We start from the raw sequence: 20777 nt of genomic DNA on the forward strand, positions 1-20777 counted from the left end.
CTCACTGCAGCTTGCATTTCGTTTCCGGCCGGTCAACACCGAGGGTGTCGAGTTCGGAGACCTGATGCAGGAAACCTTCCTGCGGCGAGACGGAAACGACCATACGACCATCGGCCAGCAGGATCGGCTGGCGGAGCTGCAGATTCCAGTCTCGCAGGGTCAATCGCGTGCCCTTGAAGGCGGCGATCGAGAAATCCTTGCCCTTGAGGAAGGCGATGACCTTCTTGGGATCCCCCGAATTGGTGCGGGACGTGGCTTCGCCGATCATGCGTGCAGCGGTCCAGGCCTGCATGTCGAGCGCCGTCATGCGGCGCATGTTCAGCTTGACGAAGCGATTCTGGATCTGGACCGCCCCCCATTGGTCATGCGCCGCGTCCCAGCTGGTCGGCACCAGGCCCGCCGAACCTGCAACGGGGCGCGCGTCCCAGGTCCGGTAGGGCAGATAGTTCGCGAACACCTCGCTCTCGTCGGCGGCGACTAGCACATCGTAGGCGGGCGCCTGCTGTGTGAACACCGGCATCTGACGTTGGATCAGCGTCACGCCAGAGTCGGTGCGGCGCGCGCCGCCGGTGTCCTCGAATGTCCGTTCCTGGACGATCTTGGCGCCGAAGCGGGTGGCGGCGCGGCGCAGTGCATCGGCGTAGAGCTTGTCCTGATCATGCGAGCCAGTCACCAGCAGCCAGCGCTTCCACTGCTTCCACACCAGGTATTGGCCAAGCGCGTCCGCCAGCATCGAGCGGGTCGGTGCAACATGGATCACGTTGGCGCGGCAGTCCTGTTCGCGCAGCCGATCGTCGATCGCGCCCGCATTCAGCAGCACGGTGCCGCGATCGCGCAGCGCGTCGGCGACCTTGAGCAGGGCGTCGGCGGGCAGGTCGGTGATGATATAGTCGTTGTGGCCAGCGAGATCGGTCGCGACCTTGGCGACATCGTCGCTGTCCTTGACCTTGACCTCATCGAGCACGAAGCGCTGGTTGAGGAATTTCCCGGTGGTATTGTTGTCCTCGATCGCGAGCCGTGCGCCGGCGATGCCGTCATTGTCGGCCGGTTGCTCAACCAGTGAGAGTGTCGATTTGATGCCGGCATGGCCGAGATAGCCGATATGGACCTCGACGGGATCAGCCGCCAGCGCTCTAGTCGCCACCATGCTGAGCGCGATCGTGCCGATCAGCCATCGGAACATAATTCCTCCCGCAGTCATTCTTCACTCGGCACGGCATTGTCGGGCCATGCGTTGACGTGCAAGATGCCGGAATTGGCCTGGCTTGCAACCCCGCATTTTGTCGTTGCGAGGTACCAATCTTCGATTGGTTCACAATCATGAGAACAACGTTCGCGTTCGTCGCATCTTTGCTGCTGATGTCTGCAGCGGCGGGCGCCGAACCGCCCAAGCTCGCGGTGTTCGACCTCGAGATGATCGACACCAGCTTGCAGGGGGAGGTGGACGGGCCGCGGGCCGACGAGCAGGCGCGGCTGCTCCACACCGGCGAACAGGTGCGCAAGGAGCTTGCGGATTCCGGCAGGTTCCAGGTGCTCGACATCGCGCCCGTCAATGCTGCGGCGCACGGCAGCAATCTTCAGGCCTGCGGCGGATGTGATGTGAAGCTGGCCGGCGAGCTGGGCGCCGATCTTGCGATGACCGGCGTGGTTCAGAAGGTCTCCAACCTGATCCTCAACATCAATCTCTACCTGCGCGACGTGCATACCGGGCAATTGGTGGCAGCTGCAAGCGCCGACATGCGCGGCAACACCGACGAATCCTGGTCGCGCGCCACTGACTACCTCGTGCGCAACCGTCTGCTCGCGCCGAACTACGGCGCGCCGCAAGCACGGTAGCTTGCGCGCACAAATGTGCGACCGTCATCCTGAGGTGCGAGCGGAGCGAGCCTCGAAGGATGAATCGGCCCGGCTACAGCCACGCGGTGAAAGTCGGGCCGTCGACCCTTCGAGACGGCCACTTCGCGGCCTCCTCAGGGTGACGGAGATGAACTACCTCGTCTCCCGCGAGGTAGCGTTCAAGCCTTCAACCGCGCCGCGTGCCAGCGCAGGTGATCGGCCATGAAGGTCGAGATGAAGTAATAGCTGTGGTCGTAGCCGGGTTGACGCCGCAAGGTGAGGGGAATCTTGGCCTTCTCACAGGCGGCCTCCAGGAGCTCGGGCCGCAGCTGTTCGGTGAGAAATCCGTCGGCATCGCCATAATCGACCAGCAGATCGGAGAAGCGGGCGCCGTCCTCGATCAATGCGACCGCATCGTGCTTTCGCCATGCCTGCCTGTTGCTGCCGAGATAGCCGCCCAGCGCCTTGTTGCCCCACGGCACCTGCGATGGCGCCACGATCGGCGCAAACGCGCTCGCCGCGCGATAGCGATCGGGATAGCGCAGCGCCACCGTCAGCGCGCCATGCCCGCCCATGGAGTGACCGAGAATCGATTGCCGCGCCGTGTCGACCGGGAATTGCTCGGCGATCAGTCTTGGCAATTCCTCGGTGACATAGCTCCACATCCGGTAATTGGTCGCGAACGGCTGCTCCGTTGCATCGACATAGAAGCCGGCGCCGAGGCCAAAATCGTAGGCATTGGCGGGATCGCCGGGAACGCCTTCGCCGCGCGGACTGGTGTCGGGCGCGACGAAGATCAGGCCGAGCTCGGCACAGGCCTGCCGGAATTCACCCTTCTCCGTGACATTGGCGTGCGTGCAGGTCAGGCCCGACAGGTAGGTGACGACGGGCAATTTGGCGCCGGCCGCATGATCAGGGACGAACACCGAGAAGGTCATATCGGTCTTGGTCTCGCGGCTCGGATGCCGGTAAACGCCTTGCGTGCCGCCATGCGACTTGTTCTGGGAAATCGTCTGCATCGTCATAGTCATATTCCTCTGTGTTGGCGCGCGGTGTCAGCCGACGCCGCTCTCGATCGCGAGGCGCACGAGTTCTGCCGAAGTGCGCACGCCAAGCTTCTGGCGCATGATCGATGACGTGTTCGCGACCGTCTTGTATGACGAATGCACCAGCCAGGCGATCTCCGACAGGCTCTTGCCGGAACTGAGCAGGCGCAGGATCTCCATCTCGCGCGAGGTCAGCTTGGAAAGCGGATTCTGCGCAAAGCCCGGTCGCGCAAAGGCGACGTTGCGAGCGATCGCCGGCGGCAGGTAGACGCCGCCATTGCCGACCTCGCGCACCGCCTCCACCAGATCGTTGGGATCACCGGTCTTCGAGACGTAGCCCTTGGCGCCGATGTCGATGGCACGGGCGGCGAACACCGGGTCGTCATTCATGCTGAACATGATGAGGCGCGCGGATGCATCACGGGTCAGGATACGGCGGGCCAACTCGAAGCCGGAGACCGTCGGCAGGTTGATGTCGATCACGCAGAGATCGGGCTTCTCCGCGACGAACGCCCGTTCGCCGCTCTCGGCATCCGCAGCTTCCAGCAGGATGATCTCGGGATCATCGGCGAACACGGTGCGACAACCGGAGGCAACGATGGGGTGATCATCAACGATCAGAATGCGCATGGCATTGTTCCGGCGACCTGCTTCGACTAGCTCATCGTCACATCGATTTGCACGAAGAACACCTCGGTTCCGACCGGTTGTGCACCTCGCACGAGATTGCGATAGGGTGCGATTAGATAGCCGGGCAAATTTGGCTGTCAACGATCCTCTCGGAGGAGGGATCGCGGTCGGGGGCAACGTCATGTGGCAAAAGCTATCCTTGCGCGCACGGATCAACCTGCTGTTGGCGCTGATACTGGCGCTTGGACTGGGCATCAATATTGCGCGGCTCGTGCTGGAAGCGGGCCCGCGCGTACAGGCCGAGGATCAGAGCGTGATCCGGTTGGCGCGCGAGTTTGTTGCGACGATCGTGGCCGGTCTCCACGAGGCGCCGGATCCGGATGCGCGGCTCGACCAGATCGTCCAGGATCTGAGCCGGCTGCGTCATGTCAGCATCACGCGGCAAGATGACGCGACCGCAAAGTCTCCCGCGCGCCTGGAGGAGGCAGGCGATCCGCGCGCCCCGCCGGAGTGGTTCGTCGCGCTGGTTCATCCCGAGCAGACCTCGGTGCGGGTGCCGATCTCGGTTCACGGCAAGCCGCAATCGCTCGTCATCACGTCGCATCCCGATGACGAAATGGCCGAGATCTGGGACGGCATCGTCACCCAGCTCGAGGTCGGCTCCGCGATCGCGGTGGCGCTGCTGCTGGTGACCATGCTGGTGGTCGGCCGCGCGCTTGCGCCGCTGGAGGCGCTGTCGCAGGCCATGACCGGTATCGAGGCCGGGGATTACGATGCGCGCGTCGAGCCCGGCGGATCGCCTGAATTGGCCGCAATCTGTGCCAGATTGAACCATTTGGCGGCGACCCTGGGCGAAGCCGTGGACAGCAAGCGGCAGCTGGCCGAGCGCGCGGTCTCGCTGCAGGATTCCGAACGCAAGGAGATCGCGCGCGAATTACACGATGAGTTCGGGCCCTATCTGTTCGCCCTGCGCGCGCATGCCGGCGCGCTGACGCGGCTCTCGGAGGTTGAAAAGCCGGATCCCTCTGCGCTACGCAAGCACGGCAACGCCATCCTCGAGCAGGTCAACGCGCTTCAGCAGTTCACTCGCCGCATCCTGGAGCGATTGCGTCCGGTAGGATTGGCGGAGCTTGGGCTTGCGGAAGCGCTCGGTGCGCTGGTGCGGCTGTGGAGCGAGACCCACCCGGAGGTGGAGATCGAGAGCAGCATATCGCCTGATCTCGGCAAGACCGGCGAGATGGCCGATCTGACGATCTATCGCATCGTCCAGGAAGCGCTCACCAATGTGTTCCGCCATGCCGACGCAACGGCAGTCAATATCTCGATCGAGCCTGCGGAGCGGCCGACCGGCCTGCGCGGCAGCCGTGGCTGCGCGCTGGTGCGCGTCCGCGACAACGGCCGCGGCCTGCTCAGGGATCACCGGCTTGGCCGCGGTTTGACCGGCATGCAGGAGCGAATTCTCGCGCTCGGAGGCACGCTCAACATCAATTCCACCGATGACGGCGTGACGGTCGAGGCGCTGGTGCCAAAGGCCGCGCAGGCTTAGAGCGCGCTTCGCGGCCAGTATGCGTATGCGGCCCATGCCAGCGCGAGAGCGCCGGCGATCCAGAGCCCGATGATCGCGATCATCCCGGCCCGGCTGGTCGGGCGCTGCAAGACGGCACTGGCATTGGCGCGGCACTCTGCCATCACCTCGTCTGGAACAAGCGAGATCGCAAGCCAGATGCCGAGTGGCAGCAGGATGAGATCGTCGAGATAGCCGATGACCGGGATGAAATCCGGGATCAGGTCGATGGGTGAGAGCGCATAGGCCGCGATGGCGACCGCGAGGGCCTTTGCGTACCAAGGTATGCGCGGATCACGCGACGCGAGATACAGGGCGACGCTGTCTCGTTTGAGGTTGCGCGCCCAAGCCTTGATTGAGGAAATTTTGATTGAGGATAGCTTGATGGACGGCATGGCGTGGCGCCTGCACGCCAGGCGAAACGCTATTCCAGTACCACATCGACCGGCATGCCACCGTGCAGACCCTTGTGCACGGAGGAGGGCGCGATGCCAAAATACTTCCGGAATACGCGGCTGAAATGCGATGAGCTCGAGAAGCCCCAGGAGAAGGCGACGTCCGTGATGGTCTTGCCGTTCTGGGATTCCAGCTCCTGCCGGCAATTCTGCAGCCGGGCCTTCCAGATGTAGTCGCTGACCGTCATGCCGCGATCGCTGAACAGCATGTGCAGATAGCGCTTCGAGCAGCCGAGCGCCGTGGAAATGCGGTCGATGCAGAGATCCGGATCGCGCAGATGCTCGCGGATGAAGCCCTGGGCCCGCACATAGGTCGCCTCGGCGCTGCCACGGTCGAACATCGCGCCGGTCTCGCGCAGCGGCAGCAGCAGCAGGTCGATCAGCGCATCCGCCACGCCGACGGCGTTGACCGGGGTCAGCGTCGGCGCCTCGCCGAACGCGGCATGGACGAAATCATAGGCGATGCGGCCGGTGCCGTTGCGCGCCGACAGCTTGCACGGCGCCATCTTGGAGAGCTGGAAGCCGCGCTCCTTGAGCAGGTCCTTCGGAACGATGACGACCTCGTGACGCGTCAGGGACGGGCTGATGATCGTATGCGGACACGACACGTCGTAGGCGAAGCAGTCGCCCGGCATGATGTCGAAGTGCAGACCGTCCTGCTCGAAATGCGAGACGCCGTGGGTCTGGAAGACGATCTTGATGTAGGGATGCTCGCTCAGCCTGATACGCGAGACGGTATGGGCGATGCGGTGCTGGCTTGCCTCGATCTGGCACAGCTTCAGTCGCGATACCGTCGTGAAATTGATCCGGCCCTCGAGCGAGGATCCTTCCAGCGCATCGACGTCGAACTGACCGCACAGGTCAGTGAGCGCATCCGACCAGCGCTGGATCTGCCGCTTGGGCGTCAATCCGTTCGTGCTGAGTGAATGGACTGTATCGGTCATCTTTCCAGCCACCGATTCGATCCCCAACGTGACTGCTCACCGAGCTGAAATCTGGCCCGGGATGATGCGCCTTCTCCCTGATTCTGAACAGCTTAGGGAGGCGGCGGGATTTCTTCCCGGACAATGCCGGGTGATCCTCCGACTTAGTTCTGGGCGCGTCAAGCGCAACCTTGGGCCGGTTCTATCCGACGCTGGAACAGCACTGAAGACGTTTGATGCCCTGCAACATGAAGCAGTCTTTCCTGCCAATTCGCGGACCGACCGCAAAAATCTGACGATGCTTCGCTTCTGAGCAAACGGCGCTTCGCTGCTGGGCAAGTCAGCGCGGTTCGATGGGACTACCAGTGAGCTACCAAAATGGAAGAAGTGGGGCCGTTTCGGCGGAAACCCTTGAGCTCATGAACCTGGGAGGAAATCCACGATGCGCAAGCTGCTTTACGCGACCAGCCTTGGGGCAATGGCGGTGTTCGCCGCCGGAGCTGCCAACGCCAATGACGAACTCCACAAGATGGCGCAGAACCCGAAAGATTGGGTGATGCCGACCGGCGACTACACCAATCAGCGCTATTCGAAGCTTAATCAGATCAACGCCCAGAACGTCGGAAAGTTGCAGGTAGCGTGGACGTTTTCGACCGGCGTGCTGCGCGGTCACGAAGGCGGCCCGCTGATCATCGGCAACATGATGTACGTGCATACGCCGTTCCCGAACAAGGTCTACGCTATTGACCTTTCCAAGGACAATCAGATCGTCTGGAAGTACGAGCCGAAGCAGGATCCGAACGTCATTCCGGTGATGTGCTGCGACACAGTTAATCGCGGCGTCGCCTATGGTGACGGCAAGATCATCCTGCATCAGGCCGACACCACGCTGGTTGCGCTCGATGCGAAGACCGGCAAGGTGGAGTGGAGCGTCAAGAACGGCGATCCGAGCAAGGGATCGACCGGTACATCGGCGCCGATGGTCGTCAAGGACAAGGTCCTGGTCGGCATCTCCGGCGGCGAGTTCGGCGTTCAGGCTCACATGACGGCTTACGACCTCAAGACCGGTAAGCTGGTCTGGCGCGGATTCTCGGAAGGTCCGGATGACCAGATCCTGGTCGACGATAAGACCACCGAGCTTGGCAAGCCGATCGGCAAGGACTCGAGCCTGAAGACGTGGCAAGGCGATCAGTGGAAGATCGGCGGCGGCGCGACCTGGGGCTGGATCTCCTACGATCCCGAGCTCAACCTCGTGTATTACGGATCGGGTAACCCCTCGACCTGGAATCCAAAGCAGCGTCCCGGCGACAACAAGTGGTCGATGACGATCTGGGCACGCAATCCGGACACCGGCGTTGCCAAGTGGGTCTATCAGATGACGCCCCATGATGAATGGGACTATGACGGCGTCAACGAGATGATCCTCTCGGATCAGAACATCGACGGCAAGGCGCGCAAGCTGCTGACGCATTTCGATCGTAACGGCCTCGGCTACACGCTCGATCGCGTCACCGGCGAATTGCTGGTCGCCGAGAAGTATGATCCGAAGGTGAACTGGACCTCCGGTGTCGACATGAACAAGAGCTCGCCGACCTATGGTCGTCCGAAGGTTCTTGACGCAGCGTCGACCGACAAGGCCGGCGAGGACCACAACGTCAAGGGCATCTGCCCTGCGGCGCTGGGTTCGAAGGACGAGCAGCCGGCAGCCTACTCGCCGGACACCCAGCTGTTCTACGTGCCGACCAACCACGTCTGCATGGACTATGAGCCGTTCAAGGTGAGCTACACCGCAGGTCAGCCCTATGTCGGCGCGACGCTGTCGATGTATCCGCCTCCCGGTGAGACCAACATGGGCAACTTCATCGCCTGGGACGGCAAGACCGGCAAGATCGTGTGGTCGAACAAGGAGCAGTTCTCGGTCTGGTCGGGTGCACTCGCGACCGCCGGCGGCGTGGTGTTCTACGGCACGCTCGAAGGTTACCTGAAGGCAGTCGACGCCAAGACGGGCAAGGAGCTCTACAAGTTCAAGACCCCGTCCGGCATCATCGGCAACGTCACCACCTATGAGAACGGCGGCAAGCAGTACATTGCCGTGCTGTCGGGTGTTGGCGGTTGGGCAGGCATCGGCCTCGCGGCCGGTCTGACTGATCCGACTGCCGGTCTCGGTGCAGTCGGCGGCTATGCCGCGCTGAGCAACTACACCGCGCTCGGCGGAACGCTCACCGTGTTCTCGCTGCCGCAGTGAGCTGAGCAACCCTCGTTCCGGCGCATGGAGCGATCTCCATGCGCCGGTCCGTCTTCAATCCGCACGCGAGGATATGCTTTTGCGTAAGATTTGGTTTGTGACTGCCGCGATCTTCGTCGTGGCAATAGGGGGAGTTGCCTCCGCCGAGGACGTGGGTGATCCAACCGCCGTCAAGTCCGAGGACGGCAAGTATCTCGACAAGGATGGAAACCCGACGTTCAAGGTCGCGTCCGACGGTACGGTGGACTGGTACACCTACTCCGGCTACCGCCGTTATCATTCGGAGTGCCACGTCTGCCACGGACCCGACGGCATGGGCTCGACATATGCGCCGGCGTTGAAGGATTCGCTGAAGACCATGAGCTATGCCGACTTCATGGGCGTGGTCGCGAGCGGGCGCAAGAACGTATCGACGTCGCAGGAAAACGTCATGCCGGCATTCGGCGATAACCCGAACGTTGCCTGCTACATGGACGACCTCTATGTGTACCTGCGCGCCCGCGCCAATGATGCGGTTGGGCGTGTTCGACCGGCCAAGCACGAAGACAAGTCGGATGCCTATGGAAAGGCGGAAGACGCCTGCATGGGCACCAAGAACTGAGCCTGACCGGCGCGAATGACAAACCTGTTTGATGTTTAGTGGAGACCAAGATGAAGACCCGCGCCGCAGTCGCTTTTGAAGCCAAGAAGCCGCTTGAGATCGTCGAGCTCGACCTGGAAGGCCCCAAGGCCGGCGAGGTCCTTGTCGAGATCAAGGCGACGGGCATCTGCCACACCGATGCCTACACGCTCGACGGCTTCGACAGCGAAGGCATCTTCCCCTCGGTCCTCGGCCACGAAGGCGCCGGCATCGTTCGCGAGGTCGGCGCCGGCGTGACGTCGGTGAAGCCTGGCGATCACGTGATCCCGCTCTACACGCCGGAATGCCGCCAGTGCAAAAGCTGCCTGAGCCAGAAGACCAATCTCTGCACCGCGATCCGCGCCACCCAGGGCAAGGGCGTGATGCCCGACGGCACCTCGCGCTTCAGCTACAAGGGCAAGACCGTCTTCCACTACATGGGCTGCTCGACCTTCTCGAATTTCACCGTGCTGCCTGAGATCGCGGTGGCGAAGATCCGCGAGGACGCGCCGTTCGACAAGAGCTGCTACATCGGCTGCGGCGTCACCACCGGCGTCGGTGCCGTCGTCAACACCGCCAAGGTGACGCCGGGCTCCAACGTCGTCGTGTTCGGCCTCGGCGGCATCGGCCTCAACGTGATCCAGGGCGCCAAGATGGTCGGGGCCGACAAGATCATCGGCGTCGATATCAACGACTCCAAGGACAATTGGGGCCGCCAGTTCGGCATGACGCATTTCGTCAACCCGACCAAGGTGAGCGGCGACATTGTCCAGCACCTGGTTGGCCTGACCGACGGCGGCGCCGACTACACTTTCGACTGCACCGGCAACACCAACGTGATGCGCCAGGCGCTGGAAGCCTGCCACCGCGGCTGGGGCGTCTCGGTCGTGATCGGCGTCGCGGAATCCGGCAAGGAGATCGCAACCCGGCCGTTCCAGCTCGTCACCGGACGCGTCTGGAAGGGCACCGCGTTCGGTGGCGCGCGCGGCCGCACCGACGTGCCGAAGATCGTCGACTGGTACATGGACGGAAAGATCCAGATCGATCCGATGATCACCCACGTGCTGAAGCTCGACGAGATCAACAAGGGCTTCGACCTGATGCACGAGGGCAAGTCGATCCGTTCGGTCGTCGTGTTCTGAAATCAAAACACCAAGCAATAGGAGGATAGGTCAATGACTGTTCATATCCACCCGTCAGTCGACAACGGCGTCAAGCAAGGCTCCGGCAGTTTTGCCGGCGGCACACTGGTCTGCAAATGCGCGGACAAGAAGGTCAAGGTCGGGGTCAAGGGCGACGTCGCCCACAACCACGCCTGCGGCTGCACCAAATGCTGGAAGCCTTCGGGCGCCACCTTCTCGGTGGTCGCGGTGGTGCCGCGCGAGAACGTCACCGTGCTGGAGAACGGCGACAAGCTGAAGATCGTGGATAGCGCCGCGGTGATCCAGCGGCATGCCTGCACCGGATGCGGCACGCATATGTACGGCCGGATCGAGAACAAGGGCCATCCGTTCTATGGCCTCGACTTCATCCATCCGGAGCTGTTCCAGGAGTCCGGCTCTGCAGCGCCCGGGTTCGCCGCCTTCGTCTCGTCTGTGATCGAGTCCGGCGTCAAGCCGGCCGACATGGCCGGGATCAGGTCGCGGCTGAAGGAGCTTGGGCTCGAGCCCTATGACTGCCTGTCGCCGGCGCTGATGGACGCCATTGCCACCCACGTGGCGAAATCCAAGGCGGCCTGACCGCGGCAGCCTGACAAGGGCGGTCTGACCGGCCGGCCCTGACGAGATCCGGTGTCGGCAGAGGCCTGCCGGCGACGGATATGCTGGTAGTACCCGTGACCTTGAACCTTGCATGCCCTGCGGGCGACCACAGGGCATGCATTTTATTTTCCGCCTTGCCTTCGTCCTATCCCCGATCCTGGTCCTTTCGCCGGCCCGCGCCGCGTCGCCTGAGGACCGCTACATCGCCGCGCGTGACGCTGCGATCGCCAAGTTCGCCAAGCTGTCGAACGACAACAAGATCAATGAGGCCGTCGACAAGGCCGAGGCGGCCGCGCGCGACGAGCTGAAGGGGCAGTTGATCGCGATCCTGTCCCAGCCCGTCCGGCCGGGCTTCGCGCCAGCGCAGCTCAATCTCGACACTCTATATAAGGGCGACACGGGGTTCGGCATGCTGGACGGCCTGCGCTTCGATGCGGACAAGGGCAGGGACGGCGGGAAGATCGGCGAAAAACGCGCTGACGGCAGCTTCGTCGAGCCGAAAGCCCATATCATCGTCACCTCCGAAGCCTTGTTCACGCGCTGGTTGCACGAGCACAAGACATGGTGGGACAAGGGCAGCAAGAACGTGCCGCAGCAGATCGAACCGGCTCTGAAGTTCGAGGGCCTGTACACGCAGGCGATTTCGACCGATGCCGCGGTGATCAACTTCAACGAGCTGCCGGTCGTCAAGCCCGCGTCGGCCACGCTCACTTACGGTTTCCTCGCCGGCCGCACTCAGGACACAACCCCGGAGGCGGCCGACGAGGTGTTCGTCGCGGCGCTCGCCAACGGCAAATTCTACATCGCCTATGGCGAGATCGAGCCCATCGTGCAGGTGCCGGCCTGTACGACGATCCGCACCGACTACAACAAGAAGGCAAGCGAAGCGGCCGAGAAGGTCGAGCGCAAGCAGATCACCCGGAAGGCCTATGACAAACTCGGCGACCTGCGCCAGCAGGGCGAAGATGCGTTCAAGCATTGCTTCGTTCAGCACGCCCCTGAGCAGCCGGCATTCGCCGAAGCCACCAAGCAGGCCCAGGCGCTGCTGGAGACGGCGATCGGCAAATAGCGTCACCTGACGGTTTGATCGGCTGACGGTCCGACCCTATGTTCCCCGGGCAGGTTTCGAGCCCGGGGAGACGCCATGACTACCGCCATCAGCCCGTTTCGCATCGCCGTCAGCGACGATGTCCTCGAGGATCTCCGCACCCGGCTGCGCCGGACCCGCTGGCCGGAGGCCGAACTGGTCGACGATTGGAGTCAGGGCGCGCCGCTGAAATGGATCAAGGAGGTCTGCCACTATTGGGCCGAGACCTATGATTGGCGGCAGCGCGAGGCGCAGCTCAATCGCTTCAGCCAGTTCACGACCGAAATCGACGGGCTCGACATCCACTTCATCCATGTCCGCTCCAGGCATCCTGAGGCGCGGCCATTGCTCATCACCCATGGCTGGCCGGGATCGGTGGTCGAATTCCACAAGGTGATCGAACCGCTGACCGATCCGACGGCGCATGGCGGCAGCGCGGCGGATGCCTTCCATGTGGTGTGCCCGTCATTGCCGGGCTTCGGCTTCTCGGCCAAGCCGACTGCGACAGGCTGGGGCATCGATCGCATCGCCAACGCCTGGGCCGTCCTGATGGAACGGCTGGGCTACGCCAGGTATTTCGCGCAGGGCGGCGATTGGGGCTCCGCGGTCACGACCGCGATCGGCGGGCAGGACGCGGCGCACTGCGCCGGCATTCACATCACGCTGGCGATGTCGACCCGGCCCAATGTCGAGGGCCAGCCGACGCCGGAGGAAACCCGTGCGCTCAACGGCATCAAATACTATGCCGACTGGGATTCCGGCTATTCCAAGCAGCAGGCCACCCGGCCGCAGACGCTTGGTTACGCCCTGACGGATTCGCCGAGCGGGCAGGCGGCCTGGATCCTGGAAAAGTTCTGGGCCTGGACCGACTGCGACGGCCATCCGGAAAACATCCTCAGCCGCGACGAACTGCTCGACAATGTCATGCTGTACTGGGTGACCGAGACGGCCGCATCGTCGGCGCGACTTTATTGGGAAAGTTTTGGGCCGGGCAAGCGAACCCCGCACAAGGTGGGCGTGCCGACCGGCGTTGCCGTGTTCCCCAAGGAGATCGTCACGCCGGTCCGCAAATGGATGGAGACGAATTTCACCAACATCCAGCACTGGCGCGAGATGCCGAAGGGCGGACATTTCTCGGCGTTCGAGCAGCCCGAGCTGTTTGTCGGCGAGGTGCGGGAGTTTTTCGGGAAGCTGCGCCAGCTGCGGATGGGGCGAGCGGAGCGATACCCGTCAACTTAGATTCGAGGCGCGAATGATGGTATCGCTACGCTCCACCCATCTACGGACTGGCTCCGCTACGACGCCACCAAGAGATGTTGTGCCCTAGCCGACCCTATTCGTCAGCAGCACGCGTCGTGACCGCTGAATCGATCAGCTTTTGGTCGCCTCAGCCTCCCGATCAAGGCCCCAGCGAAACCTCCAGGCAAGCATTGATGTCAACGACGCAACCCGCCACCAGGGTCGATCGCGCGTATGTTGGTCTGGGGCGGTTTGTGACAGAATGCGCTGTGCAACGGAGGGACGTCGGCATGCTGCTTGATCCCCGCCACGGCGACTTTGAGGACAATGCCGCCAGCCCCGAGCAGCGGTCGTTGTTCGCGATCGTGGGCAGCCTTCTCGTCGAGATCAGCCCGGCGAAACTGCTATTTGCCTGGACGATTTCGATCCTGCTTCCGGGCGTGCTGCTCGGCCTTGCGCCGCTGGTCGCGTCCGTCTGGATTTCGAGCCTTTCGCAACACGTTCTTGCACTGTCTGAAGTGGGCGCCGTGCTGGCGCTGGTTGCGATCGCGGCGTTAGGATGGCTCGGCGGCCGACCGCTAATTCAAATCGCGGAAACCAGCTTTTGGTCACTCAACGCGCTCGCGATCCAACCGAGCTACGCGTTCGCGCGCGAGGCGCTGGGCCATCTGGCGGAGCTGCTTTGGCGCACTGGCGCAACTCCTGCCTCGCGCATGAGGCTGCGCCGCGGCTGCTCTGTCGGCGCTGGCATACTGCTCGCTGCTGGTGCGGCCTTGGTCGCGGTCCTGGCTTGGCCTGCTTCGCAATGGACCGCGACCATCAATGACCTGGTCCTGATCCATCGTCTTGTGATGCCGATGTTCGCGAACGCTGTGGTGCTCGTGTCCTGCTATCTTGCGGTCGCATCGTTGGCCTGGAGCGTAGCCGACGCCAGTATGGACCAACCGGCTGATCTTGCCGCGTTCGACGCAACGCCGTCCGGAGGCCGTCTCTGGCGCCTTGCACATCTGTCCGATCTCCACGTGGTCGGCGAGCGATACGGTTTCCGCATCGAAAGCGGGACGGCTGGTCCGCAGGGAAACGAACGCTTCAATCGCGTGCTGGCGAGGCTTGCCGAGATTCACGCCGTTGATCCGCTCGACCACGTGTTGATCAGCGGCGACATGACGGATGCCGGCCGGCCCGGCGAATGGGCCGAATTTCTTGATACATTGGCAAGTCATCCCGAACTCGCCGCGCGCGTCGTCATGCTTCCGGGAAATCATGACGTTAACGTTGTAGACCGCGCCAATCCCGCGCGCCTCGACCTTCCGTTCAGCCCAGGCAAGCGGTTGCGGCAGATGCGTACCCTATCAGCGATCGCGGCTGTCCAGGGCGATCGCGTGCGCGTTATCGACGGTTCCGGCAAACCATCGGTGACGCTGAATCAGGCGCTGGCGCCCTATCATGATCGGATAACGAAATTTGCGCAGCACGGCGGCGTTCGCCGCGCAGCTGCGCTGCGCGGATTGTTCGATGATCAGTTTCCAATGATCTTGCCGCCGGACCAGGACGGCGGCCTAGGGATCGCCATTCTCAACTCCAATGCCGAAACTCATTTCTCCTTCACCAACGCGCTCGGATTGGTTTCGGAAGCGCAAACGCGGCGATTGGAAGCTGCGATTCGTCATTTTCCGACGGCGTATTGGACCATCGCGCTACATCATCACTTGATGGAATATCCCATGCCAGTGAAGACCTTTGCCGAGCGCATCGGGACGGCCTTGATCAACGGCAGCTGGTTTGTGCGCAGGTTGCAAAAGTTCTCCGATCGCTCGGTCGTGATGCACGGTCACCGTCATATCGATTGGATCGGTAGATGTGGTGCGTCGAGGATCGTCTCGGCCCCGTCGCCGGTGATGGGCGCCGATGATGCAGTCACCTATTTTTACATCCACAGAATGACAGTCGGGCCGGATTGGAAGCTCTGCCTCGCGAAGCCCGAGCGAGTGGAAATCGCCAAAAACTAGGACGTTTCCGGCTCATCTTCGTGCGATCCGCCGAAGAGATCAGCGATCCAGGCGGCTGAGGGGCTCTCAGCACAGAAGGTCAGAATAGCGAGCGTGATCGGCACACCGATGAAAGTCCCGAACAGGCCCCAAAGTGAACTCCAGAAGAAGATCGCAAACAGCACCAGGAACGGCGAGATCGACAACGTCGAGCCGGCGACCCGCGGTTCGACATAGCTGCCGACCACGAACTGGATGACGTTGAGGCAGGCGAAGACACCAAACACCGCGGGCCAACTCTCGAACTGCGTCATGGCCAACAAGGTGGGGAACAGGGTCGCGATGAAAGGGCCGATGAAAGGAATGTAGTTGAGGACAAATGCGATCACGCCCCATTCGAATGCGAAAGGCAGCCCGGTCACGGCAGCGAACAGGCCGACCAGCAGGCCCGTGACCGCGCTCATCTGCGTCCGTACCAACATATATTTCCGGAACTTGGCGGCCGTCGCTTTGCTGCCCTTGAGCAGCACGCGCGCAGCCGTGCGATTCTCCAGCCGCTGGATTCGTCGACCCGCATCGTCGACCTCGAGAAGTCCGAGCACAACATAGACCAGCGCGATGAGCCAGAAACTCAACGTGGTGTTGATGCGGCCCGTGACGTATTGCGTGGTGCGCAGCAGCCAGCCGACATTGAAATGCTCCGCCCAAAGGCCGGCGAACGAGACGCCATGGCCATCCAGCCAGATCACCGCGGCGTCGTAGAAGGCCTGATACCGCGCCGCATCCGCAATCAGGTACCGCCCGACGCGGCCGAAACCCCACGCCGCCAGTGAGGTAAACGCGGCGCAGGTTGCGGTCGTAACAACGACCGTGATGGCGAGCGCGAGGAGTTTCGGTAGCCACGACTGGAGCCGTTCCTGAATGGGCCAGACGATCGCAATGATGAACAGGGCGGCCGCGAGCGGAGCGAGCACACTGCGTGCCTGAGCCACCGCCGCAGTGACCAGCACCGCGGCGATGATGCCGGTCGTGATCTTCAACCCGCCGCCCATCTTTGGGTTATCCGACCTTCTTGAACAAAACGACTGTCAGTCTGTCTCGCTGCGCGACAAGACCGTGGCCACCGTCAAGCTGAAGGAGACCTCACGAAAGGTGCGACCGATCGCAAGTGTGCCATGTTCCGACGTGCACTGCTAGGTGCGCAAGACCGCTGCGACCGCCAGGCGCGCCCATCCATTTCTACGAGCTGGCGCGATACTGCGGCGCGGCTACAGAAGTCCCCGATAAATCCCGGGCGCGGAGCCTTCGATGGCCACCGCGCCGACGGCCTTCGAATAGAATTCGGCCGGTCCGACGCCGCCGATGATGGCGTAACCGAAGCCTTGGTGTTTCATGTCCTCGAGACAGGCGAACAGCAGCGCCTTGCCGATGCCGCCCTGCTGCGCCTTCGGTGCGACGCCGGTCGGACCGAAGAAGTTGCGACAGGCCGCGTCGTGGCAGGCGAATCCCAGGATCTTCTTTTGCTGGATCGCGATGAAGCAGGAGACCGGCTCGCGGCTGAACGCGACCTCGGTTTCGCTGGCCCATGCCTCGCTGAAGGTTTCCCGCACCCAGGCCACGACCTTGTGCTTTTCGGGCGCGAGCGCCCGGCGCATGACAATTCCGGCCTTGAGCAATCGATCGTAGGCAGGCCGGGAATCGGGCAGGGCATAGAGCTTGACGAGCATATCCATCCCGCGACCTTAGTTGAAAACGTGTCCCGCGGGCAAATCACGGGAGGAAGGTGGGGCGGGCTAGCTGCGCAGGGCGGGTGATCCATCGATGACACGGGTCTAAATCGATCGGGCCGCTGGCTTTGTGGATGGATTCCGGGTTCTCGCTTCGCGAGCCCCGGAATGACGGATCTGTCGTCATAGATTGCCGGGACCGTCGGTCACCGCGGCCATTTCCGCTGTTGCTTGTCCAAGGCCTTGTTCGCAATCTTGGCTTCACGCGCTACAGCCCAGAAATACCCGCCGCAGAATGCAACAATCGCAACAATCACGGCGGCTGCGATAGTCTCTTGCATGTCGGCGGCTCTCCAAGTACACGTACCTCTCATACGTGGGAATTATACCCACGTAAAGTGAATCTTGGTTTCGAGATGTGACGAGGCGGAGCGAAGGCATGGTGAGAGTCAGCGCAATAGACAGGCGTCTTCGGGCGATCGCAGCTCTCGTCGTCATCGAGCTGCTTGCCAGGGACGGAAAGGCCGATGGCAACATCTTGATGCCGTTCGGGCTGAAGTTCGACGCCGGGGTCGTCCTCAAGCTTGACGGCGAGGATCTGGAGCAGACCCGATTCCCCACCTGCACCGCGCACGGCTGTTTGCTACCGGTATCCTTTCCGACGGTTGTGACCGACACCATCGGCAAGGCCAAAACGCTCACCGTTGCCGCGCAGAACATCAGTGACGGGCAGCCCGTCGTGTTCAATGTCCCCCTCAACGGCTTCGCCGCTGCGCTGGAGCGCACCATTCAGCTTGGAGGTTGATCGGCAATCTCGTCAGCTCGCCAGCACCGGACCGCATGCCCGTCCGGACGCGTTTCAAGCGACGGCCCGGGCTCGCGCTGGCACACCGCTTCGGCGTAGCGACAGCGTGGGCTGAATGCACATCCATCCGGCGGATTGAGGGGATTGGGAAGCTCGCCCCTTGTCGTCGCAAGCGGTGCGCGGCGTAGCGGATCGGGAATGGCGGCGATCAGGGTCTGCGTATACGGGTGTGCCGGCCGTTCGAAGATCTCGCGCCAGCCGCCTGTCTCCACAATGCGGCCGAGATACATCACCGCCACCCTGTCGCTCATGTGCTCGACCACGCCGAGGTCGTGACTGATCATGATGTAGGAGAGGCCTAGGCTCTCCTTCAATTCCAGCAGCAGATTGATGATCTGGGCACGGATCGAGACATCGAGCGCCGAGACCGGTTCGTCGCAGATGACGATCTTGGGATTGAGGATCAGCGCGCGGGCGATGCCGATGCGCTGGCGCTGGCCACCCGAGAATTCATGCGGGTAGCGGCCGGCCTGTTCGGGCCGCAGGCCGACATGTTTGAGCATCGCCGCAATGCGTCCGTCGATCTCGCTCTTGGTCGTCACGCCATGCAGGCGTAGCGGGTCTTCAAGCGTGCGGCGAACGGTCTGACGCGGATTGAGCGAGGCGTAGGGATCCTGAAACACCATCTGGGCGGTGCGAGCCAGCAGCTTTCGATCGATCGATCGCTGGCCCGTCACGACGTGGCCATCGAGCACGATCCTGCCGCGCGTCGGCGTCAGCAGCCCAAGCAGCGAAAGGGCGACGGTCGACTTGCCGCAGCCGGATTCGCCGACGAGGCCGAGGCATTCGCCGCGCTTCAGTTCGAGATCGATGCCGTCGACCGCGCGCAGCAGCCGCTGGCTGCCGCCCAGCAAGCCCCCGCCGAGCGGAAAATGGACCGCGAGATCCTCGACGCTGAGGATGATATCGTCGCCGGGCCGCGCCGCCGGTTCATGCATGGTGGTGGCACCTGACAAGCCCGCCTGCACCGAGCCATGTCGTCTCCGGTGCGGTGGTCCGGCAGATCTCGGTCGCCTGCGCGCAACGCGGATTGAAGCGACAGCCGCTCGGAAAGTCCGCGATCGCCGGGACGACGCCGGCGATTTCCCTGAGCCGCGACCGGCCGAGTGCTGCGCGGCTGCCCAGCCGCGGCAGCGAATCGACCAGGCCTTGCGTGTAGGGATGTGCGCAGGCGCGGAAGATGTCGTCCGAGCTGCGTTCCTCGACAATGCGACCGGCATACATGACGCCAACGCGGCGGCAGACGTTGGCGACGAGGCCGAGATCGTGGCTGATCATCAGGATCGCTGTGCCTCGCTCGGCGCACAGATTGCGCATCAGTTCGATGATCTCCGCCTGTATCGTGACGTCGAGCGCGGTGGTCGGCTCGTCGGCGATCAGAAGATCCGGATCGCATGCCAGCGCGATGGCGATCATCACGCGCTGGCGCATGCCGCCGGAAAGCTGGTGTGGGTAATCCTTCACCCGCCGCTCCGGTGCGGGGACACGCACGTTCGCCAGCGCTTCGACAGCCAGCTGGTTTGCCTCGCGCCAGCTCTTGCCCTTGTGCAGCACGAACATCTCCGCGATCTGCCGGCCCACCGGCGAGACCGGATTGAGCGCCGTCATCGGCTCCTGGAAAATCATGGCGATGCGGTTGCCGCGCAGCGCCCGCTGCTCGGCCGCGGAAAGTCCCTGAATCTCACGGCCCTCGAAACGTATCGCGCCGGCGGCGACCGAGAGCGGCCGGCGCAGCAGGCCGATCAAGGCGAGAGCAGTAATGCTCTTGCCGCAGCCGGATTCGCCGACAAGGCCGAATGTCTCGCCGCGATCGATACGGAATGAAACGCCCTCGACCGCTGCAACGTGGTTGGCGCCGTCGGAGAGATCGATGCGCAAGTCCTCGACGTCGATCAGCGGAGTGGCGGTCATGCACGTCGGCTCCGCGACTGGGGATCCAGCACGTCGCGCAAGCCATCGCCCAGCAGGTTGAGGCCGAGCACCGTCAGGAAGATGGCGAGGCCGGGGAAGACCGACAGCCACGGCGCCGTGGTGATCTGGTCGCGCGCCTCCGACAGCATGCTGCCCCAGCTCGGATAGGGTGGACGGATGCCGAGGCCGAGGAACGAAAGAGAAGCTTCTGCCAGCACCGCGCCGCCCATGCCGAGCGTGCCGATGACAATGATGGGGCCGACCATGTTCGGCAGCAACTGCGTGATCATGATGCGCAAGTCCCCATAGCCGAGCACTGTTGCGGCCTGCACATAGCCCTGGCTCTTGAGCGACAGCGTTGAGGCGCGTGCGATCCGGCAGGTGAAGGACCAGTTGGTCAATCCGAGCGCGATCAGGAGGCTCGTCAGGCCGGGCCCAAGCACCGCCATGATGGCGAGTGCGAAGATCAGCGAGGGGATGGCGAGCATCAGATTGGTCAGCCCGTTGACGACATCGTCCCACCAGCCGCCCCAATAGCCCGCGGTCAGGCCCAGCGTCACGCCGATGACGCTGTTGACGAGCTGCGAGACGATGCCGACCGTCAGCGAGATGCGCGCGCCGTGCACGACGCGGGAATAGATATCGCGGCCCTGCGCATCGGTGCCGAACCACCAGACCCAGCTCGGCGGCTCTTCCGCATTCATGAGGTTGGCGCCCATCACCGGATCGGTGTGTGCCAGCCAGGGCGCGAACAGGCCGACGAAGATCGCAAGCGCGAACAGCATCCCGCCGATGATCGCGCTGGTCCCAAGCTTCATCGCGGCCGCTCCGCCCTAACAGGGGGCACGGTCGAACGTGCGCGGGCGTGATGAGACTGGCTGC

The 20777-nt window shown here is 63.1% G+C and carries 22 protein-coding genes; 11 read left to right on the top strand and 11 right to left on the bottom strand.

The features are described 5' to 3' along the window. Position 1: 1 nt before the first annotated feature. Positions 2-1183, bottom strand: coding sequence for an ABC transporter substrate-binding protein (locus tag ACE10Z_RS15985; protein WP_375788770.1), 1182 nt, complete (start codon positions 1181-1183; stop codon positions 2-4). Positions 1184-1239: 56 nt separating this feature from the next. Between ACE10Z_RS15985 and ACE10Z_RS15990 the strand changes: the two genes are divergently transcribed. Beyond that, the gene (locus ACE10Z_RS15990) at positions 1240-1836 is read left to right on the top strand and encodes a DUF3280 domain-containing protein (RefSeq protein WP_375788771.1); all 597 of its coding nucleotides are present in this window, start codon (positions 1240-1242) and stop codon (positions 1834-1836) included. A 179-nt stretch (positions 1837-2015) separates the two neighbouring features. On the opposite strand, the gene fghA is transcribed toward ACE10Z_RS15990, so the two are convergent. Beyond that, the gene (fghA, locus tag ACE10Z_RS15995; protein ID WP_375788772.1) at positions 2016-2861 is read right to left on the bottom strand and encodes an S-formylglutathione hydrolase; all 846 of its coding nucleotides are present in this window, start codon (positions 2859-2861) and stop codon (positions 2016-2018) included. Positions 2862-2891: 30 nt separating this feature from the next. Then, a complete protein-coding gene (locus ACE10Z_RS16000; RefSeq protein WP_375788773.1) occupies positions 2892-3512 on the bottom strand; it encodes a response regulator in 621 nt (206 codons plus the stop codon). A gap of 181 nt (positions 3513-3693) precedes the next feature. On the opposite strand from ACE10Z_RS16000, the gene ACE10Z_RS16005 reads away from it, so the two are divergent. Further along, positions 3694-5058 carry a histidine kinase gene (locus ACE10Z_RS16005; RefSeq protein WP_375788774.1) on the top strand — a complete coding sequence of 455 codons (1365 nt, stop codon included), beginning with the start codon at positions 3694-3696 and terminating at the stop codon, positions 5056-5058. On the opposite strand, the gene ACE10Z_RS16010 is transcribed toward ACE10Z_RS16005, so the two are convergent. Together ACE10Z_RS16010 and ACE10Z_RS16015 are read right to left on the bottom strand one after the other, a co-directional pair. Then, positions 5055-5471 carry a YkvA family protein gene (locus ACE10Z_RS16010; protein WP_375788775.1) on the bottom strand — a complete coding sequence of 139 codons (417 nt, stop codon included), beginning with the start codon at positions 5469-5471 and terminating at the stop codon, positions 5055-5057. The two genes, ACE10Z_RS16005 and ACE10Z_RS16010, sit on opposite strands and share 4 nt — an antisense overlap. A gap of 29 nt (positions 5472-5500) precedes the next feature. Continuing rightward, positions 5501-6475, bottom strand: coding sequence for a helix-turn-helix domain-containing protein (locus ACE10Z_RS16015; protein WP_375788776.1), 975 nt, complete (start codon positions 6473-6475; stop codon positions 5501-5503). Here ACE10Z_RS16015 and ACE10Z_RS16020 point away from each other — a divergent pair. From ACE10Z_RS16020 to ACE10Z_RS16055, 8 genes are all read left to right on the top strand, one after another. After that, positions 6429-6767 (top strand): hypothetical protein, encoded by a 339-nt coding sequence (locus tag ACE10Z_RS16020; protein WP_375790131.1) that lies wholly within the window; start codon positions 6429-6431, stop codon positions 6765-6767. The two genes, ACE10Z_RS16015 and ACE10Z_RS16020, sit on opposite strands and share 47 nt — an antisense overlap. Positions 6768-6896: 129 nt before the next feature. Further along, positions 6897-8699, top strand: coding sequence for a lanthanide-dependent methanol dehydrogenase XoxF5 (gene xoxF5, locus ACE10Z_RS16025; protein ID WP_375788777.1), 1803 nt, complete (start codon positions 6897-6899; stop codon positions 8697-8699). Positions 8700-8772: 73 nt separating this feature from the next. Further along, positions 8773-9300, top strand: coding sequence for a c-type cytochrome, methanol metabolism-related (locus ACE10Z_RS16030; protein ID WP_375788778.1), 528 nt, complete (start codon positions 8773-8775; stop codon positions 9298-9300). 50 nt (positions 9301-9350) lie between these two features. Continuing rightward, the gene (locus ACE10Z_RS16035) at positions 9351-10460 is read left to right on the top strand and encodes an S-(hydroxymethyl)glutathione dehydrogenase/class III alcohol dehydrogenase (protein WP_375788779.1); all 1110 of its coding nucleotides are present in this window, start codon (positions 9351-9353) and stop codon (positions 10458-10460) included. A gap of 33 nt (positions 10461-10493) precedes the next feature. Next, positions 10494-11057 (top strand): S-(hydroxymethyl)glutathione synthase, encoded by a 564-nt coding sequence (gene gfa / locus ACE10Z_RS16040; RefSeq protein ID WP_375788780.1) that lies wholly within the window; start codon positions 10494-10496, stop codon positions 11055-11057. A gap of 136 nt (positions 11058-11193) precedes the next feature. Further along, positions 11194-12147: a hypothetical protein gene (locus ACE10Z_RS16045; protein WP_375788781.1), complete on the top strand. Its 954-nt coding sequence runs from the start codon at positions 11194-11196 to the stop codon at positions 12145-12147. Positions 12148-12222: 75 nt separating this feature from the next. Beyond that, positions 12223-13404, top strand: a complete 1182-nt coding sequence (locus ACE10Z_RS16050) for an epoxide hydrolase family protein (RefSeq protein ID WP_375788782.1) — start codon at positions 12223-12225, stop codon at positions 13402-13404. Between the two features lie 290 nt (positions 13405-13694). Next, positions 13695-15413 carry a metallophosphoesterase family protein gene (locus ACE10Z_RS16055; RefSeq protein ID WP_375788783.1) on the top strand — a complete coding sequence of 573 codons (1719 nt, stop codon included), beginning with the start codon at positions 13695-13697 and terminating at the stop codon, positions 15411-15413. On the opposite strand, the gene ACE10Z_RS16060 is transcribed toward ACE10Z_RS16055, so the two are convergent. The 3 genes from ACE10Z_RS16060 to ACE10Z_RS16070 all read right to left on the bottom strand — a co-directional run bounded on the left by ACE10Z_RS16060 (position 15410) and on the right by ACE10Z_RS16070 (position 17460). After that, complete coding sequence (locus ACE10Z_RS16060; RefSeq protein ID WP_375788784.1) at positions 15410-16444, bottom strand: AI-2E family transporter; 1035 nt, start codon at positions 16442-16444, stop codon at positions 15410-15412. The two genes, ACE10Z_RS16055 and ACE10Z_RS16060, sit on opposite strands and share 4 nt — an antisense overlap. Positions 16445-16660: 216 nt before the next feature. Further along, positions 16661-17125 carry a GNAT family N-acetyltransferase gene (locus ACE10Z_RS16065; RefSeq protein ID WP_375788785.1) on the bottom strand — a complete coding sequence of 155 codons (465 nt, stop codon included), beginning with the start codon at positions 17123-17125 and terminating at the stop codon, positions 16661-16663. 200 nt (positions 17126-17325) lie between these two features. Further along, on the bottom strand, positions 17326-17460 hold the full coding sequence (locus tag ACE10Z_RS16070; RefSeq protein WP_375788786.1) for a hypothetical protein: 135 nt from the start codon (positions 17458-17460) through the stop codon (positions 17326-17328). 98 nt (positions 17461-17558) lie between these two features. Here ACE10Z_RS16070 and ACE10Z_RS16075 point away from each other — a divergent pair, with 98 nt between their 5' ends. Further along, on the top strand, positions 17559-17924 hold the full coding sequence (locus tag ACE10Z_RS16075; protein ID WP_375788787.1) for an invasion associated locus B family protein: 366 nt from the start codon (positions 17559-17561) through the stop codon (positions 17922-17924). On the opposite strand, the gene ACE10Z_RS16080 is transcribed toward ACE10Z_RS16075, so the two are convergent. From ACE10Z_RS16080 to ACE10Z_RS16090, 3 genes are read right to left on the bottom strand one after another with little or no spacing between them, the layout of a single operon-like run. Next, on the bottom strand, positions 17909-18922 hold the full coding sequence (locus tag ACE10Z_RS16080; RefSeq protein ID WP_375788788.1) for an ABC transporter ATP-binding protein: 1014 nt from the start codon (positions 18920-18922) through the stop codon (positions 17909-17911). The two genes, ACE10Z_RS16075 and ACE10Z_RS16080, sit on opposite strands and share 16 nt — an antisense overlap. Then, a complete protein-coding gene (locus tag ACE10Z_RS16085) occupies positions 18915-19895 on the bottom strand; it encodes an ABC transporter ATP-binding protein (protein WP_375788789.1) in 981 nt (326 codons plus the stop codon). Before ACE10Z_RS16085 ends, ACE10Z_RS16080 begins: the two co-directional genes overlap by 8 nt. After that, positions 19892-20713, bottom strand: a complete 822-nt coding sequence (locus ACE10Z_RS16090; protein WP_375788790.1) for an ABC transporter permease — start codon at positions 20711-20713, stop codon at positions 19892-19894. Before ACE10Z_RS16090 ends, ACE10Z_RS16085 begins: the two co-directional genes overlap by 4 nt. Positions 20714-20777: the final 64 nt, after the last annotated feature.

Origin of the sequence: Bradyrhizobium sp. Pha-3 (assembly GCF_042258615.1) — a bacterium.
In the GTDB taxonomy this organism is placed as follows: Bacteria; Pseudomonadota; Alphaproteobacteria; order Rhizobiales; family Xanthobacteraceae; genus Bradyrhizobium.